Annotated in this window: 12 protein-coding genes; 6 read left to right on the forward strand and 6 right to left on the reverse strand. The window is 62.5% G+C overall.

The window, feature by feature from the left end; all coding sequences use genetic code 11:
- Positions 1 to 25 precede the first annotated feature (25 nt).
- On the reverse strand, positions 26 to 1,279 hold the full coding sequence (locus ABD937_RS19690) for an RNA polymerase sigma factor (protein WP_345257617.1): 1,254 nt from the start codon (positions 1,277 to 1,279) through the stop codon (positions 26 to 28).
- Positions 1,276 to 1,614: a YciI family protein gene (locus tag ABD937_RS19695; RefSeq protein ID WP_345257618.1), complete on the reverse strand. Its 339-nt coding sequence runs from the start codon at positions 1,612 to 1,614 to the stop codon at positions 1,276 to 1,278. The genes ABD937_RS19690 and ABD937_RS19695 overlap by 4 nt, the downstream gene beginning before the upstream one ends.
- Positions 1,615 to 1,807: 193 nt before the next feature.
- Here ABD937_RS19695 and ABD937_RS19700 point away from each other — a divergent pair, with 193 nt between their 5' ends.
- Both ABD937_RS19700 and ABD937_RS19705 read left to right on the forward strand, forming a co-directional pair.
- Positions 1,808 to 1,999, forward strand: a complete 192-nt coding sequence (locus ABD937_RS19700) for a hypothetical protein (protein WP_345257619.1) — start codon at positions 1,808 to 1,810, stop codon at positions 1,997 to 1,999.
- A 280-nt stretch (positions 2,000 to 2,279) separates the two neighbouring features.
- Positions 2,280 to 2,537 carry a hypothetical protein gene (locus ABD937_RS19705; protein WP_345257621.1) on the forward strand — a complete coding sequence of 86 codons (258 nt, stop codon included), beginning with the start codon at positions 2,280 to 2,282 and terminating at the stop codon, positions 2,535 to 2,537.
- 111 nt (positions 2,538 to 2,648) lie between these two features.
- Here the strand turns inward: ABD937_RS19705 and ABD937_RS19710 are convergent, their stop codons facing one another.
- Positions 2,649 to 4,142: a glycosyltransferase gene (locus tag ABD937_RS19710; protein WP_345257622.1), complete on the reverse strand. Its 1,494-nt coding sequence runs from the start codon at positions 4,140 to 4,142 to the stop codon at positions 2,649 to 2,651.
- A 131-nt stretch (positions 4,143 to 4,273) separates the two neighbouring features.
- Here ABD937_RS19710 and ABD937_RS19715 point away from each other — a divergent pair, with 131 nt between their 5' ends.
- Positions 4,274 to 7,834: a T9SS type A sorting domain-containing protein gene (locus ABD937_RS19715; protein ID WP_345257623.1), complete on the forward strand. Its 3,561-nt coding sequence runs from the start codon at positions 4,274 to 4,276 to the stop codon at positions 7,832 to 7,834.
- 391 nt (positions 7,835 to 8,225) lie between these two features.
- On the opposite strand, the gene ABD937_RS19720 is transcribed toward ABD937_RS19715, so the two are convergent.
- A complete protein-coding gene (locus ABD937_RS19720) occupies positions 8,226 to 8,843 on the reverse strand; it encodes a YMGG-like glycine zipper-containing protein (protein ID WP_345257624.1) in 618 nt (205 codons plus the stop codon).
- Between the two features lie 475 nt (positions 8,844 to 9,318).
- Entirely contained in the window at positions 9,319 to 10,419 is a 1,101-nt protein-coding gene (locus ABD937_RS19725) for an AI-2E family transporter (protein WP_345257625.1), read from the reverse strand.
- Between the two features lie 162 nt (positions 10,420 to 10,581).
- Here ABD937_RS19725 and ABD937_RS19730 point away from each other — a divergent pair, with 162 nt between their 5' ends.
- Both ABD937_RS19730 and ABD937_RS19735 read left to right on the forward strand, forming a co-directional pair.
- The gene (locus ABD937_RS19730; protein WP_345257626.1) at positions 10,582 to 11,133 is read left to right on the forward strand and encodes a peroxiredoxin; all 552 of its coding nucleotides are present in this window, start codon (positions 10,582 to 10,584) and stop codon (positions 11,131 to 11,133) included.
- 205 nt (positions 11,134 to 11,338) lie between these two features.
- Entirely contained in the window at positions 11,339 to 11,932 is a 594-nt protein-coding gene (locus tag ABD937_RS19735) for a carboxymuconolactone decarboxylase family protein (RefSeq protein WP_345257627.1), read from the forward strand.
- Positions 11,933 to 11,977: 45 nt separating this feature from the next.
- Here ABD937_RS19735 and ABD937_RS19740 read toward each other — a convergent pair whose 3' ends face one another.
- Positions 11,978 to 13,270 carry a glycerophosphodiester phosphodiesterase gene (locus ABD937_RS19740; protein ID WP_345257628.1) on the reverse strand — a complete coding sequence of 431 codons (1,293 nt, stop codon included), beginning with the start codon at positions 13,268 to 13,270 and terminating at the stop codon, positions 11,978 to 11,980.
- A 190-nt stretch (positions 13,271 to 13,460) separates the two neighbouring features.
- On the opposite strand from ABD937_RS19740, the gene ABD937_RS19745 reads away from it, so the two are divergent.
- Positions 13,461 to 16,955 carry a beta strand repeat-containing protein gene (locus ABD937_RS19745; protein ID WP_345257629.1) on the forward strand — a complete coding sequence of 1,165 codons (3,495 nt, stop codon included), beginning with the start codon at positions 13,461 to 13,463 and terminating at the stop codon, positions 16,953 to 16,955.
- Positions 16,956 to 17,060 lie beyond the last annotated feature (105 nt).

Genomic DNA, 17,060 nt, shown 5'->3' on the forward strand with positions numbered 1-17,060 from the left:
AACGGCACGGCATAGCCGCAATGCCTTAGTTGCGCAGCGTCTCCAGCTTTGCCTGCAACAGGTGCCGCTCGGCGGGTGAGGGTGTCAGCGCGCAGGCCTGCTCCAGCAGGGCGCGGGCCTTCACCGTTTCGCTGAGGCGCTTGTAGAGATCGCCGAGGATGGCAGGGAAGAGGTATTGGGTACGCAGCAGGGTTTCGATGCCTTCGGTTGCCAGCACATAGCCGATGGCACCCGCAATGTCGCCGGTCTCGGCAAGCACCACGGCCCTGGCGAGGCGCACGGCCGGCGTCGGACACATCGCGGCCAGGTGATCATAAAGCACGAGGAGGCGCGGCCAGCAGGTATCATTGAAACGGGGCGCGGCGCAGTGCTCGGCGGCGATGGCCGCTTCGAGGTGATAACGCGAAAGCTCGGTACCGCGGCTGGCTTCGTTGAGGTACTGGCGGCCTACCGCGATGAGCTCCTGGTCCCACAAAGTACGGTCCTGGCCCGCCAGCAGGATGAGCTCGTTGTCACTGGTCAGGCGTGCATCGAAGCGGGCGGCATGAAAGCACATGAGGGCGAGCAGCGCAAAGGCCGCGGGCTGGCGAACGGCAGGGTGCTCCACGAGCAGTTTGCAGCAGCGCATCGCCTCACCGCACAGGTCGCGGCGAATAGGCTCGTCGGCCTTCGTGGAGTGATAACCTTCGTTGAAAAGCAGGTAGAGTACCGTATAAACACGGTCGAGGCGGGTGCGCAACGCAGGGCCCGCAGGGATCTCCAGGCGGATGCCTTCTTCGCGGAGGAAGCTGCGGGCACGGGCGAGCCGCTTCTGGAGGGCGGCCTCGGAGCTCATGAGGGCGCGGGCGATCTCGGCGGCCGAAAAGCCGGAAACCGTTTTCAGCGTGAGCGCGATGCCGTCTTCCGGCTTCAGCGCGGGGTGGCAGCAGGCGAAGATCATCTGCAGCTGCGCGTCGGCGAGCTCCTGCCCGTGGTAATGGGCCGGCGGCGCTTCGGTGTCGCTATCGGAAAGACCGGCCTGTATCCGTTGCCAGCGTCCTTCGCGGCGCAAGAGGTCGATGGCGCGGTTGGCGGCGGTGCGCATGAGCCAGGCGGCGGGATCGGCGGGCAGCTGCCCGAAGCGCCAGGTGGCGCCGGCCTGCACGAAGGCGTCCTGCACGGCATCTTCCGCCAGCTGCAGGTGTGCGAGGCCGAAGCGGGCGGCCAGCACGGCCACCATCTTCCCCGCCTCGTGGCGGAAAAGATGGTCGACCAGCTGGATGTGTCCTTCGCTGCTCATCCGAACACGACTACGTCCCGTACTTCCACGGTACCGCCAAGGGGCAGGTCGGGACAATCTTTGGCGATCTCGGTGGCGGCTTCGAGGGACTCGGCTTTTACGAGGAAGTAGCCGCCTACGAGCTCCTTGCTTTCGGCATAGGGGCCGTCGGTCACAAGGTGGTCTTTGTGCACGGTCTTACCCGTCGGCATCAGGGCCTCGCCGCCGGCATAGATGCCTTTGGCCTGCAGGGCGCCGACCCAGTCGAACCATTTCTGCATCTGCTGTTGCTGGTCTTCGGGAGAAAGGGTAACGGCATCGGATCCGCCGCGGAAAAGAAGCATGAAATTCTTCATGTGGATGGGTTTTGGTGGTTTAAAAAATTCGGGTCTCGTACTAACGACGAACGAGCGGCTGGCGGGTGGACAAAAAAATAAAAAAAAGTGCGCAACCGCGCTGCCGCCCGTCATTTGTCGTTGAAAAAGTCCCGGCGGCGCTCCTTCTGGCACAATCTTTCGGCCGGTAGCAGCGAACCTTAAAGCAATGACTATGAGCAACAGGAACGAGAATAAGGACGTGCGTCGCGCTGATGGCGCCAACCCGCTGCACAAGGGCGAAAGCCAGCCGGCACAGCATCAAGGCGGGCCGAGTGTCTCCAAAAAGAACAAGGAGCCTCATCGCAAGGACGAGTCGGAGGGCTCCGATCGCAACACGACCAAGAAGCAGTCGAACAGTATTTGAGGAAAACCGCCTGAGGGCGGTTTTTGGTTTATTGGTCTATTGGTTATTGGTAAGGGTGGTTTACAGGGGAGATATTCCTGAAGGTCAGGAAGGGTGGATGCTTGCGCGCGATCATGTTGGCGACGGCCGAGGCGAAACCCCGGATCGCAGCACACCGGATCCTGCCCGAGGCTGTCCACAGGTGCGGCGCGATCGCCAATCCGAAGGCCGATCGGGCTGTTCTTGAAAAGTTAACGGGCGCACTTGCTGCCGGGCGGTTATTTTGCTCCAAAATCGAAGTATGGCCCAGATCTTCACCCTTGACTTTTCCTACCAGGGCATCAATCATTCGGCGGTGGTTTCGGTACGGTCGGTCGGCCCCGACCAGAGCGTACACGTGCAGCTTGGCGACGACGCGTTGGGGCACCTGGTGCCGGAGGGAGAGCTTTCCTTCCGCCTGTCGAACGCCACGCGCCGGCCGATGGCCGCGCCGCGGCCCGGCTACAACGAGCTGGAGCACCTGCTGCGCACAGCCGTGTTACAGCGCCTCCGGCAGTGAGCCTGAACCGGCGTTGCAGAAGCATCAGATAGCGCTCCCGCCGCGATCCCGGATTGCCGATTCCCGATTCCCGATTCCCGATTGCCGATTGCCGATTGCCGATTGCCGCCTTCATGCCGCCTTCCGGGCGGGCAGCAAGGACACTTCCTTCGCAGGAACGCAGCCCTTCACGGTATGGTACAGCAGGTATCCGAGCCCGGAGGCGATCATCACGAAAAAGAGAAGCAGGAAGTAGTCGCCCAGCCACACGCTGAGCCCGATGCCGCACAGGAAATACGCAAACAACACGGCTTCCACGCTGTTGATCCACGTCCAGCGCGCGGCGGCTACGCGCACCAGGCCGCTCCCCTTCTTCGGCGTACGCACAAACGCAGAGCGATGCCCGGACAATCCCTGCAGCACCGCGATCGCATTTTGCACCGACAGTGCCATATAAACGACCAGGAACAGCGGGTAGTCGCGCCAGAAGCGGGGCTTCTCCGTAGTAACGCGGCTGTGCAAGCCCGCATGGTACACGATCGTCAGCGCCACGAGGTTGAGGCCGGTGAAGAGGGAATATTCGGTGAGCGATACGAACTCCGGGAACCAGTTGCGCAACAGCAGCAGCGGCACCGTAAGCACCGCATTGAGCAGCACGCATACGAAAAGAAAAGAGCCGAGCAGGTGCAGCGCCCCGTGCCACTTCTGTGCCCGCGGGAGCGCTGCGCGCCACAGGGGCCCGATGAGCTTCCGGAAGGCCTGTGCCATACCTTTCGTCCACCGGAACTGCTGCACGCGGAAGGCGTCGAGCTCGGCGGGCAGCTCGGCCGGCACCTCTACCTCGGGTGCGTACACGAGGCGCCACCCCTTCAGCTGGGCCCGGTATGAGAGGTCGAGGTCCTCGCTCAGCACGCCGCCGTCCCAGCCGCCCGCCTCCTCGATGCAGCGCCGCCGCCAGATGCCGGCCGTGCCGCAGAAGTTGATGAAGTAGCCCGCCTCCGAGCGGCCCGCCTGCTCCACCGAGAAGTGCGTGTCGAGCAGGAAGGTCTGGATGCGGGTGAGGTAGTTCTCGTCGCGGTTGAGGTGGCCCCAGCGCGCCTGCACGAGCCCTACTGCGGGATCGGCGAACTGCGGTACGAGGCGCCTCAGAAAATCGGCCGGCGGCAGAAAGTCGGCATCGAATAGGGCGATGAGTGTGCCGCGGGCCTCCCCTAGCCCCTCCTGCAGGGCGCCGGCCTTGAAGTGCGTGCGCACGGAGCGCCGCCGTACCTGGACGTGCAGGCCCTGCCGCCGGAGCGCCGCGGCGGCTTCATCGATGAGTGCCGAAGTGGCGTCGGTAGAGTCGTCGAGCACCTGCACCTCGAAGCGGTCGCGGGGATAATCGAGGTGGGCAAGCGACTGCAGGAGCCGCCCGATCACCGCGCGCTCGTTGTAGACGGGCACCTGGATGGTCACGAAGGGCAGCGCCCGCGGAACAGGCAGCAGGGGCCGAAGCGGCTGCGCCTTGCGCCGCCGGTAGTGCCAGAGCAGGTGCAGTTGCACGCCCGCACAGAGCAGCATCCATAGCCCGGTGGCCACATAAAGAGCATACACGAAATAACCGGTATAACGCAGGTACTCAGGCACTGTTTCACTTTTGAGACCTCAATCCTGAGCAAACGGGATGCCGCGCCGGTTGCGGTATTTGCGCCCGATCGCTTATTTTTGACGATACCGGCATCCAGGACCGCCGGCGACTTACCAAAATCCAATACCTTATGAGAAAGCTGATGCTTCTTCTCGCTGCCTGTTGTGCCCTCGGAACGGCTCAAGGCCAGCACATCTTCAACACCGGTAGCGGCGACTCGCTCTACCCCGTCACCAACCGCCTCATGGAATACCCGGGTGGCTTCAACCACCGCACCTACCAGGAAGGCACCTCGGTGTTCGGCATGACCAAGGCCCAGAGTACCTATTATCTCGTCGGCGACTTCACGCACCTGGCGCCCAACCATGGCTCCGCACTGGTGGTGGACACCAACAGCAGCACCGTGCTCAATGCCGGCAAGTGGCGCGTCGACGGCCTCGTGAAAACGGCCATCCCCGACGGGCAAGGCGGCTTCTACATCGGCGGCTCCTTCTCGCGTATCGGCGACTCGCTGCGCCGCAACCTGGCACAGGTGGATGCAGCCGGAAAGCCCACAGCCTGGCGCGCCGATGCCGACTCGGTGGTGAACACCCTGCTCCGGCGCAACGACACACTCTTCATCGGGGGTGCGTTCCGCAACATCAACAGCGCACCGCGGCATTGCTTCGCGATGTATGCGCTCGGCTCCAACGGCCTGCTCGCCAACGGAAGCGCTTTTTCGTTCACGCTGATGGGCGCCATCAACAGCCTCCTGCTGGTGCGCGACACCATCGTCTACGGCGGTGCCGACCATTCCAACGGCAACCGGAGCATCCGCAAATACAGCTTTAAGAACGACAGCCACCTGGCCTGGCAGCTTGCCTTCAACGACTTTGCCGAGGTGCGGCAGATGGCACTGAGTGCCGACTCGGCCACGCTGATCTACGGAGGCTACTATAACGGCGAATTCATCAAGGGCGTCAACTACGCTACCGGCACGCAGCGGTACTTCATCAACGTGTCGATGTACTGGCCCGAAAGTCCTACGAGCGGCAGCGTGCTGGGCCTGGGCGTGCTGGGCAACAAGGCCTATGCTGCAGGCAACTTCGAGCACGTGCTGCCCAGCCTCGGGGGCACGCTCAACCGCAAGGGCTTCTTTGCCTTCAACCCGCACACCGGGGCAGTGTTCAATGATAACCTCAACCTCGACTGGTACCCCTCCTTCCTCCTTACGCGGGGCAACAAGCTGTACCTGAGCGGGCTGTTCAACACCGTCAACGGTACGCCGCGCACGCACTTCGCTGCCGTAGACACCGGTACGCTGCAGCTCAACGCGCTGCAGTTCGCTCCTTCAGATGCCCTCACTGCGCTGGCCTTTTCGGGCAACAATGCCTACGTGGCCGGCACCTTCTCCGGCATCTACGCTGTGCGGCGGAACGGCTTTGCCGCCATCGACTCCGCCACCCGGGCGGTGCTTCCCTGGAGCCCGGTCAATACCGAGTTTCGCGAGAACCGCCGGATGATGGTGCGGGGCGATTCGCTCTTCGTGTTCGGCTGGAAGTCGCGCTGGAATACGAACTGCATCATCGAGCCCTTCACGCTCCTGAAGATCTACAACCGGCACACGGGCATCGAGTACAGCGTTCCCAATGCGCTGGCCAGCTTACGGATCGCCGACTGCGTCATCGACGGCAACTACCTCTACGTGACGCAGAACCGGCGCCTGCAGCGCTATGTGCTGCCATCGCTCACCCTCGACGCGGGATGGGGGTATACGTGGCTATCGCCGGCCAACGAGCACCAGCCGAACCACATCGTGGTCGACAGCCACAAGGTGTATACGGTGGGCGATACGCGCTACCGCTACATCTGCAACGGCTTCGGTCCCAAGCGCGCCATCCTGGGCGTATACAGTAAAACTACGGGCGTCATGGAGTCCTGGTATCCCTACGAGGGCACCAACCCCGATTACGACCAGCCGCGCTTCGAGCGCGCCGTGCTGAGCGGCGACCGCCTCTTCGTGCAGGGTATCTTCGACAAGCTTAACGGCCAGACCCGCCGCAACTTCGCGGCCCTCAACGTGACCACCGGTGCGCTCACGCCCTGGCAAACGACCTTCGGCCGCACCGAATACAACCAGGGCGGGCTCGTATTCAACGGCTTCGAGTTCACCTCCGAGCTGAAGATCTACAACGGGCGGCTCTGGGTAGGCGCCGACATCACGCGCCTTACCGACGGTTCCACCTTCCCCGGCTTCGGCGCCATCGACACGGTGAGCGGCGCGCTTACGACGCCTTTCTCCGTGCGCACGTCGGTGTACAGCGAGGCCCCGGTCTATTCGAACCGCGGCGCGCGCGCCTTTGTGCTGGGCGACGATGAGCTGACGCTGGCCGGCTCCTTCGACTCGGTGAACGCCCGCGCCTATACCAACTTCGCGCGCTTCAACTTCAACCCGGCCAACCCGGTAGCCGTTTCGGTATGCTCGGGCAGTAGCATCAGCATGGCGTCCCAGCTCGGCGGCAGCAGCTACCAGTGGCAGGTGAACAACGGCAGCGGCTTCGTCAACATCGCCAACGGCGGCACTTACAGCGGCGCTACCGGTCCCACGCTCACGATATCGGACATCCCTGAAAGCTTCGCCAACTACCAGTTCCGCGCGGTCGTGAACGGCACGCCGACGGTACCGTACTTCCTCGCCCTCAACATCGCGCCCCAGCCGGCAACGATCACGGCGGCCGGCACCACTACCTTCTGCCAGGGCGGCTCGGTGCTGCTTTCGTCGTCGGCGACGGGGCAGCGCAACCAATGGTACCGCAACGGCAATATGGTGCCGAACGCAGCCGCCGTCAGCTACGCCGCCACGCTTACCGGTAGTTATACGGTACGGGTGCTGCAGGACGGCTGCTACAGCCAGGCTTCCAACGTCATCGACGTAACGGCCCACCCGGCCCCGCTGGTCGGTGTGTTTGCCAATACCCCCGCGCTCTGCTCCGGCAATTCGACGCAGGTGTTTGCGAGCGGCGCCAGCACGTATAGCTGGAGCCCCGCCACGGGCCTCAATGCCACCACGGGCCCGAGCGTTACGGCAACCCCCGCCACCACTACGACCTATACCGTCACCGGCACGGCCAACGGCTGCAGCGCCAGCCAGAACGTAACCATCTCGGTAACGCCTTCGGTAACTCCCACGATCAACATCACCTATACGGGCTGCCCGTCGGGCACGATCGTCTTCAATGCCACCACTACGAACCTCGCCGGCGGCACGGTGCAGTGGTACCGCAACAACATCCCGATGAATACCGGCAACAGCTTTACGGTGACGGGGGCCACCAACGGCACGCAGGTGTATGCGCGGCTCACCTCGGGCGCCGTATGCGCCAACCCGCAAAGCGTGAACTCGCAGACGGTGACGCTGAGCTGCATCACGGTAACGGCGGTACCCAACATCGAGGGCGTGGAGGATTTCCGCCTGGCGCCCAATCCCACCCCGGGGCCGCTGCAGGTGCTGCTGCGCCTGAACACCGCGAAGAAGGTATCGTTTGAGATACTGGACGCCACCGGCAGCGTGCTCCGTACCGTGCCCCCTGCGCTGCTTTCCGGAAGCGCGTCGCGCCGCCTCGACCTCGGTGCTTTGCCGCAGGGACTGTATTACCTGCGCACCACCATCGGCGGCAGGAGCTTCCTGGAGAAAGTGATCGTGCAACGGTAGGGAATGTCGAATAATGAACAAGGAATGATGAATGAAGAAGGAGGGCCGGTGGCCCTCCTTTTTTGTGTTCGGGAGGGGAGAGAAAGAACGCAGATTCTTATGATCTGTACGATCAACGCGGATGCAGCAAGAATATGCTTGCCGACCTGGCTGGAAAGCCGGGGCGTACGATCACACGGTACGATAGGGACTGCCCGCCGCAACAACTCCATCATTCACCGCTTCGATATTCCTTGTTCCATATTCGATATTCTCTCTTTTCCTGTTCGTCAACATCGGCGGGAGCTCACATGCTTACACTGCTCAACCGATCTGACATCATCACATCAGAGATCTGACATCAAAAAGCCCCCGCCAGAGGCGGGGGCTTACTATAAAGGATGGTGACCAATTACTGCTGGATCTGGATGCGACCGTCGTTCTTGTCTTGCTTGCGGCCGATCACATAGCCACCGCCGGCTCCGATCACTGCGCCGATCACGGCACCGGCGCCACGGTTCTTTTTGTTCAGGATCGCACCACCGGCTGCACCGGCTACGCCACCGATGATGGCACCTTTAGCGGCCTTGCTCATGCCTTTTTTCTCTTCGGCCTTGGCGGTGTTCTCCGATTCGGAGCTTACCGAACCCTGGTCGGAGCCTGCCGAGGTACCGCTGCCCGAGGAGGCAGTAGAACTACCGGAAGAAGCCGGGGTGGAGCTGGGCTCCGGAGAAGAGGTACGGGTGGGCGTGCGGCGTGCGGTAGCGCGGGCCGGGGCCTGCACATAGCGGGTTACGGTGCGTACGCGGGGCGCAGCGGCAGCCACTTCGGTCTTCTGTGCTTCCAGTTCGTTATCGATGATGAGGGGCTTCTGCGCAGCGGCCATCTTGGCGGCGTTATAGTCGGCAAGACCGGCGGTATCCAGTGCATTCGTTACAGGAGCAGCGGCCGAAGTCGCAGGGAGTTCGGGCGTGTTGTTACAGGCAACGAGCAGGGCGGCAGAGGAGAGGATAAGTACAAATTTTTTCATAGATCGTTTTTTAAGGTTGTTTGACCCCTAATTGCCGAAATCATGCCGATGAACCCTTTCGCTTGTTAAAGAATTGCAGTAGCAGATGCCTTTAAGAAAGCGTTTTGTTAAGGGGGTCGCTTCGCTCCGTTTATTTGTCTATTGGTCTATTAGTTTATTAGTAAGGCCTCGTTTACAGGGGAAGATTCATTGCGATACTTGAAGGTCATTGCGAGGAGCGTCCCTGCCGCAGGCAAGGGACTGACGAATCAATCTCCAGCGCCACGCGGAGGGGTCGTTTGCCGCGACGCACATTGGCTGAAGACATGGGCTGACGCATATCGAAAACCCACGCCCCTCGACAAGTTCGGGATGGCCGCCGTAGGGTGGTTGCGCACCTATAGCACCGTAATATTCTCCAAAAATTATTTGTGATTTGAAAGCCGTGTCGTGCGTCAGCCCAAATCTGAAATCCGAAATCCGAGATCTGACATCCTCACTCCTGTTTCTTCCGCTTAAAGAGGTTCTTGATCTTCTTCTTCAGCCCGCCGTCTTCTTTCTTGTCTTGCCCCAGCAGGTAGCCGTAGGGCTGCAGCGGCTCCACGTGGTCGCATACGATCTTGAAGATGCCGACGAGCGGGATCGCGAGGATCATGCCGGGGATGCCCCAGAGCTGCTCGCCCGCCACGATGCCCACGATGGTGAACAGGGGATTGATATTGACCTCGGCGCCCACCACGAGGGGCTCGAGAATATAGGTCTGGATGAACTGCACCAGCGCGTAGGTGATGAGGATGCCGATCAGGATGCTGCTGTCGCCGCCCTGCGCGAGGGCCATGCCGGCCGTGAGCAGCGTACCGGTGATGTTACCGACAAACGGCACGATCTCGAGTACGCCGCAGAGCACCGCAAAGAAGATCGCGTTCTTGACGCCGGCCACCGAGAAACCAATGCCGTACATCACCCAGAGGCTTACGATCATCATGGCCATGCCCGTGAGGTATTTCTGCGTCACCTTCTGGATACCGCCCAGTGCATCCTCCGCGGTGTGCTTCTCGCTATACGGCACGAGGCGCAGCAGGGTTCGCCGCAAGCGGTCGCGGTAATAGAGCATGAGAAAGATATACACCAGCACCAGCACCGTACTGGCCAGGATGGAACCGGCGCCGGCAAGCAGCCCGGTGATGATCTTGCCGGTGCGGCCGGGTGAGCCTTTTTGCTGCTCCTTGATCATCTGGTCCTGCTTCTGCGGGGAGATCCCGCCCTTTTCGCTGATATAGGCCTGGATGTCCTGAAACTTCTTCGTGAGCTGCTGCTCGATCTTGGCGGCGTCGTCGGTAAACCCGGAGAACTGCCAGGAGATGAAGAAGATGAACAGCCCGATCACGGCCACCACGGTGAGCGTAGCCAGCAGGCAGGCCAGCCCGCGGCCGAGCCCCTTTCGCTGCAGCCCGCGCGCCATCGGCATCAGCAACATGGCCAGCAGGGCGGCGAAGGTGAGCGGCACCAGGAAGGGGCGCGCATACACCAGGATGAGGACGAGCAACACCAGTACCGCGAGTACGGCCATGGTGCGGTAGATCTTACGTTCGGGCATGTACGCAGTTGTTAAAATTCCGTACCAGCCGGGCCGTATCACACCCACGCAGGGGGCCCGTTCGACGAGGTCGATGGGGTCATCGATAGAATTTAGCATTGAGCCCCTTGCAGTTGCGTCAGACTGACGCACCTTTGCGCCTCGAAAAATACCATGAACAATATGAACAAGACCTTATCCCTGGGCGCACAATTCCCCGACTTCACCAAGAAAGCCGTTGTTTCGATCGAGAAAGGAAAAGAGTTCTATGACCTCAACTCCGAAGAGATCCGCAACTCCGGCAAGTGGATGGTGATGTTCTGGTGGCCGAAAGATTTCACCTTCGTTTGCCCCACCGAGATCGCCGAATTCAACAAAGCCTACACCGACTTCGAAGACCGCGACACCATCCTGATCGGCGCATCCACCGACTCCGAGTTCGTGCATGCCGCCTGGCGCCGCGACCATGAGGACCTGCGCGACCTCCGCTTCCCCATGCTGGCCGACACCTCCAAGTCGCTGGCCACCGAGCTCGGCATCCTCGAGCAGAACGAGAAGGTTGCCTACCGCGCCACCTTCATCGTAGACCCCCAGGGCACCATCCGCTGGGTATCGCTGTACGACCTCAACGTTGGCCGCAACGTGAAGGAAGTGCTGCGCGTACTCGACGCCCTGCAAACCGACGAGCTCTGCCCCTGCAACTGGACCAAAGGCGAAGCTACGCTCACCGCATAAGAAAAAGCGCCCCCGGGCGCTTTTTTGATGTCAGATCTCGGATGTGATGATCTCAGATCTGTCTAAAGCCCGGACATTTCCTCCCTTTCCTTCCATCCTCGAATGTCGTAGGAAATGCCCGAACGAAAAGAGATCTCAGATCCGCGATCACAGATCTGAGATCGGACCTGGAATCTGAAATCACAAATCAAAAATACTCTCTAGTATGTTATTTGGAAATACCGCCTCTGCTGCCCCGGCCGCGGAGCAATTACTGAAAGACCTTGGCCTGGAGCCCGTGCTCCCGCCCCGGCTGCAGGCGCTTGCCGATGCCGACAGCCGCTACCTGAAAGACCTCAAGATGAACGTGAGCACCGCCCTCGCCGCCGAGAGCCTCGGTGAGAAAGCCGCCCGCCTCATCGCCGTTGCCGTTGCGGTCAATGAAAAACACGAAGGGCTCCGCGAAGCCTTCGCTGCCTCCGCCCGCGCCGCCGGCGCCACCGATGCCGAGATCGCCGAAGCGGTGGCCTGCACCAGCCTGATGAACGCCAACAACGTGTACTACCGCTTCCGCCACTTCATGCACGAGGAGTTTTACGACAAAGCGCCCGCCGGCATCCGCATGAGCATCATGGCTTCACCGGCAATGGGTAAGGAGTTGTTCGAGCTCATCAGCCTTGCCGTGAGCGCCATCAACGGCTGCGAGCTCTGCGTTACCTCGCACGAGAAGGCCCTCATCGGGCACGGCACCGAGAAGCAGCGCATCCATGATGCCGTACGCTTGGCAGCCGTGCTGAAGAGCCTCGCTGTGCTCCTGTAAGCGTATGCAGGCCACAAAAAAACCGCAGCCTTCGCTGCGGTTTTTTTATGCACGCTTTTCGGGTGCCGTACCGTTGCCGCGGCGGATCACCCCCCAATTCGTATAGAGCCAGTACGCCACCACCGGCGCAGCGTTGGTCACCATTCCGTCGAAGGGGCTGCAGCTCATGTAATAGTCGATCATTTTCGGGTGGTCGAGCGACCATACAAACACCTTGCGCCCCTCGGCCTGCATGGCCGCCACGGCGTCGGGCTGGGGGCCGCCGGTGTATTGCGGGGCCCACACCCGGGCGCCAAGGGCCCGGGCGTCTTCCGGCTCGAGCTCACACAGCGCGGGCAGGTGCGGGTGGTCTTCCAGTGCTTCGAAGCGGCGGCGCACGGCGCTGTCGGGAATACCGATATAGATCTGCAGCGAGCGCCCGATGGCTGCCGCGCGCTGCAGGAATTCCGTTTGCAGGGCGCGTACGCTGCCCAGGTCATGGTCGTCCTTGATATCGAGCCACACCACCTCCAGCGGCGTTCGGTACAGGATGGTGTCGAGGGCCTCCCGGAGGGTGGGCACGCGGCCGCCCTTGCGCAGGCGGATGCGGCGCAGCTGCGCCATCGTATGGCGGTGAATGAAGCCTGCGAACAGGTTCACCCGTGCCGAGTCGAAGGCGATGAACGCGTCGTGCGCCAGCACCGGCACATCGTCTTTCGTCCAGCGGATATCGACCTCTACCCCGGTGGCGCCGAGGCGTGCCGCCATCAGGAGCATCTGGAGCGAGTTCTCGGCCGCCGGCAGAAAGTCTACGTTGCGGGCGCCGCCGCGGTGGGCGATGATGGCGAAGGGGGGCACATCGGGGAGGCCGCCGCCGCCCTCCAGCACGAGTGGCTGCTTCGGGTGCAGCAGGTCGCGGCCGTAGAACCCCTCGAACCGGAAGGGCCCTGGCGCGTCGGGCAGCCCGGTGGTATAGGCACGCAGGCGCACGGTGCCGGTGGAGAGCCCGTTGAGCTGACGCCAGTAGCCGTACAGGAGGATGGTATCGCCGAGGCGGCGCCCCTCGCAGACGAGGTAGGCGCCCTCCTTCTCGCAGAAAAGCGAAAGGTGGTAGCGCACCCGGTGGCGGCGGCGGCCTTCTACCGTGTAGGTCCAGCGGAGCACCGCGGTACCGCCGAAGTGCTCGGCGCCTGCCTGCAGGGTATAGATGCCTTGCAGCTGGTGGCAGGTGCGGGCATCGAGGGGGCGGGTGCCGGGAGCATGAAAACGGCCCCAGCGGCGGTGGGGTATGGGTACATGACGGGCGCGCCAGGCTACATAGGCGGCGGCGCCTGCCACCAGCATTAATACAGGAAGCACAGGAAGCATAGGCAAAGCGGGGCCGGAAGCCCCGGCGATACGCGTAGCAAGAAACAGACCGCGGCCGGCCGCACCGCGGAGGGTCCGCTGGCCGCGGTTTTGCGCCGGTCTACAAACTTCTTTACGGCTGAGTTCAGCAGCGCCTGTAAAGGAGCTATCTTACTTGCCAAATCCCCTAAACCCAAAGCAAATGGTGCAATTCTACAAACGACTCACCCTGGCCGTTTCTCTTCTTGGCTGCAGCCTGTTCGGACAGGCGCAGGTGAGCGTGACGGCCTCGGCGGGCACAGCCGGCCCGACCACGTACACAACCCTCAAAGGCGCCTTCGATGCAATCAATGCCGGCACCCACGGCGGCCTCGTAACCGTATCGATCACGGCCAACACTACCGAAACGGCCACGGCCACGCTCAACGCCCCGGGCGGCGCGCAGCCGTATTCCACGATCAACATCCAGCCCAGCGCCACGGTCACCGTCAGCGGCAACATCGCGGGCGCGCTGATCAACCTCAACGGCGCCACGGGTGTCAACATCCTCGGCAACAACCAGCTGACGCTGCAGAACACCAACACCGCCGGCTACGTCGTCCGCTTCGTCAACGACGCCATCAGCAACTCGGTGAAGCAAACGAAGCTGCGCGGCAACTACAACGGCCTCGACGCTTCCAACGCCATCAACGGCGGCATCGTGTTCTTCGACCTCGGTGCGGCCAACGGCGAAGGCAACTCGGGCAACCTGATCGAGAACTGCGACATCGACGGCGGCAACACCGCCATCTGCGGCATCTACTCGAAGGGCCTTAGCACCACGGCGGCGGTCGAAAACTTCGACAACACCGTCCGCGGCTGTACGATCCACGACGTGATGAACCCCGCGGTGGCAGCCACCACCGCGATCCTGCTCAACGGCGGCAACGACGGCTGGACGATCGAGAACAACAGCATCTACAACTCCGCGTTCAGCACCACCCTTCAGTTCGTGATCCGCAGCATCCTGATCATCCCGTCGTTCACCTCCGACAGCCACGAGGTGAAAGGCAACATGATCGGCGGCAACGCGGCCAACGCTACCGGCACCCTGACCATTACCGGCAGCGGCACCGGCGCCGCCGCCAACGCCGTGGGGTATATCGGCCTCGATATCGAAACGGGCGGCCCCGGCAACCTCGTGCAGAACAACACGGTGAAGAACATCACCCTCACCTACGGCTTCTCGGGCGGCTCCTTCGCCAACTCCGCCATCTTCGGCTTTATCGGCGGCTACAGCGGCACCACCACGTTCACGGGCAATACGGTAAGCAACCTGAGCTTCACCAACAGCGCCGGCTTCATGAACTTCCAGGCGATGCACTTCAACGCCCGCGTCACGACGGCCACCACCATCACGCCCACCTTCACCATCTCCAACAACACCATCACGGCACTCACCGTGAACTCGGGCGGCGCGGCCGGCGACGTCAACATGCACGGCATCCGCCTCGAGACCTCCTCGGCTGCGAGCCTCGGCGCCACGGCCACCTCGCGCCCGGCATATAACGTGACCGGCAACAACATCAACAACCTCACGGTTCCGTTCACCGGCGTGGCGTCCAGCTTCATCCGCTGCATCGGCACCGTAGCCACCCAGGGCGGTACCGGCGCCACGGCCTCCACCGCCAACCTGCATCCCAACGTGGACATCACCAACAACTCGATCCACACGAACTCCTGCGCCGCCTTCACGGGCGCCACCGCCGCCGGCCAGCAGTTTACGTCGGGCGTCGTTACGGGCATCCACTTCGGCGGCTCCAGCAATGCCACCAACGCCAGCATCGCGCGCATCCGCCAGAACACGATCTACAACCTGTCGGCTACCAACACCGGCGACGTGAACTCGGTGGTGATCGGCATCCTCGCCTCCACCGGCATCCACGACATCTCGCGCAACCGCATCTACGACCTCAGGAACGCATCGACGGGCGCCACGGCGGCCAACCTGCCCGGCATCGTGGGCATGACGGTACGCTCCATCACCGGCACCAGCAACGTCACCAACAACTTCATCTCCATCGGCACGGGCCAGGCAGGCAACATCGCCCTGTACGGCATCCTGCAGAACTTCAACTCCACGGGCACCGGCATCGGTGTGAACGTATACCACAACACCGTGGTCGTGACGGGCGCCGGCGGGGCCGGCAACACCCGCGCCACCGCGGCCTACCTGCGCGGCACCGAAACGCTGGGCAACACGATCACCACCACTACGACCCTGCGCAACAACATCTTCTACAACACGCGCAGCGGCGGCGGCAACCACTACGCCATCGCCAACACCTACACCACGGCGCCTACCGGCTGGACCTCCGACTCCAACAACCTGTACGCGACCACGGCCGCCAACATCGCGCTCTGGGGAACGACGCCGAGCACGCTGGCGGCCTACCAGACCAGCAGCGGTGGCGACGCCAACTCGAAATCCGTGACCGTTTCGTTTACCGATGTGGCCACCGCCGACCTGCATCTCAGTGGGGCTTCGGCTAACGACGCGAACCTCAATGGCACGCCCATCGCCTCGGTAACGACCGACTATGATGGCGACACCCGTAGTACTACGACCCCGAAGATGGGCGCCGACGAACCGCCGGTGACCTGCACCGCACCCGCGATCACGACCCAGCCCACCGCGCAGACCGTATGCGCCGGACAGAACTTCACGTTCACCGTGGTGGCCAGCGGCACTACGCCCACCTACCAGTGGCTGTTCAACGGCAACCCGATCAATGGCGCCACGGGCGCTACCTACACCTCCAATGGCTCAACGGCTGCCAGCGCGGGCAATTACAGCGTACAGGTAAGCAACGGCTGCGGCAACGTAACGTCTAACGCGGTTGCGCTTACCGTGAATGCGGGTGTAGCGATCACGACACAGCCGACTTCGAATACGGTTTGCACGGGCGAGAGCGCGACGTTTACCGTTGGAGCCACAGGCGCCAACCTGACCTACCAGTGGCTCCTCGGCGGCAACCAGATCACCGGCGCCAACTCGGCTTCGTACACGGTCACCAACGCCACCACAGGCGGCACCTACAGTGTACAGGTGATGAGCAGCTGCGGCAACGTCACTTCCAACGCCGTGACCCTTACCGTAAATGCCGCCACCGCCATTACGACCCAACCGGTTGCCACTACGGTTTGTGCCGGAGTAGATACGGCATTCAACGTATCTGCAACAGGCGCCAACCTGACCTACCAGTGGCGCCTTAACGGCAACCCGATCGCCGGCGCTACGAGCAGCCGCTATGCGCTCCCCGCAGTAACCACGGCGCAGGCCGGCAACTACTCCGTTCAGGTCGGCGGCTCCTGCGGCGCCCCGGTCACGTCCAACGTAGTAGCGCTCGTCGTAAACACCGGCGGCTCCTGCACCACGGCCGTTCCCAACATCAGCGAAGACGTAACGTCGTCGGTGCTGATGCCGAACGTAGTGCGCAACGGCGCCACCCTGCGCCTCAACGCCCGCCGCGCCATGAACATGACCTGGGTGGTGACCGACGGCAATGGTAAAGTGGTGCTGCGTACGAGCCAGGCTGTAACGGCCGGCCAGAACGACCTGCGCCTCCCGCTCCAGGGCCTCGCCCCGGGCTCCTACCAGATCACGGGCTATCCCACCAAAGGCAATTCGGTGCTGCTTCGCTTCGTGAAGCTGTAAGCAACGAACCACCCCAAAAAAGAACCCCTCCTGCATACGCGGGAGGGGTTCTTTCGTTTTTATAGGGAATGTGCCGTTGCCACCTGGCGTCCGGGGAGCGAGCGG

Source organism: Flaviaestuariibacter amylovorans (assembly GCF_039541815.1).
GTDB classification, from domain to species: Bacteria; Bacteroidota; Bacteroidia; order Chitinophagales; family Chitinophagaceae; genus Flavisolibacter; species Flavisolibacter amylovorans.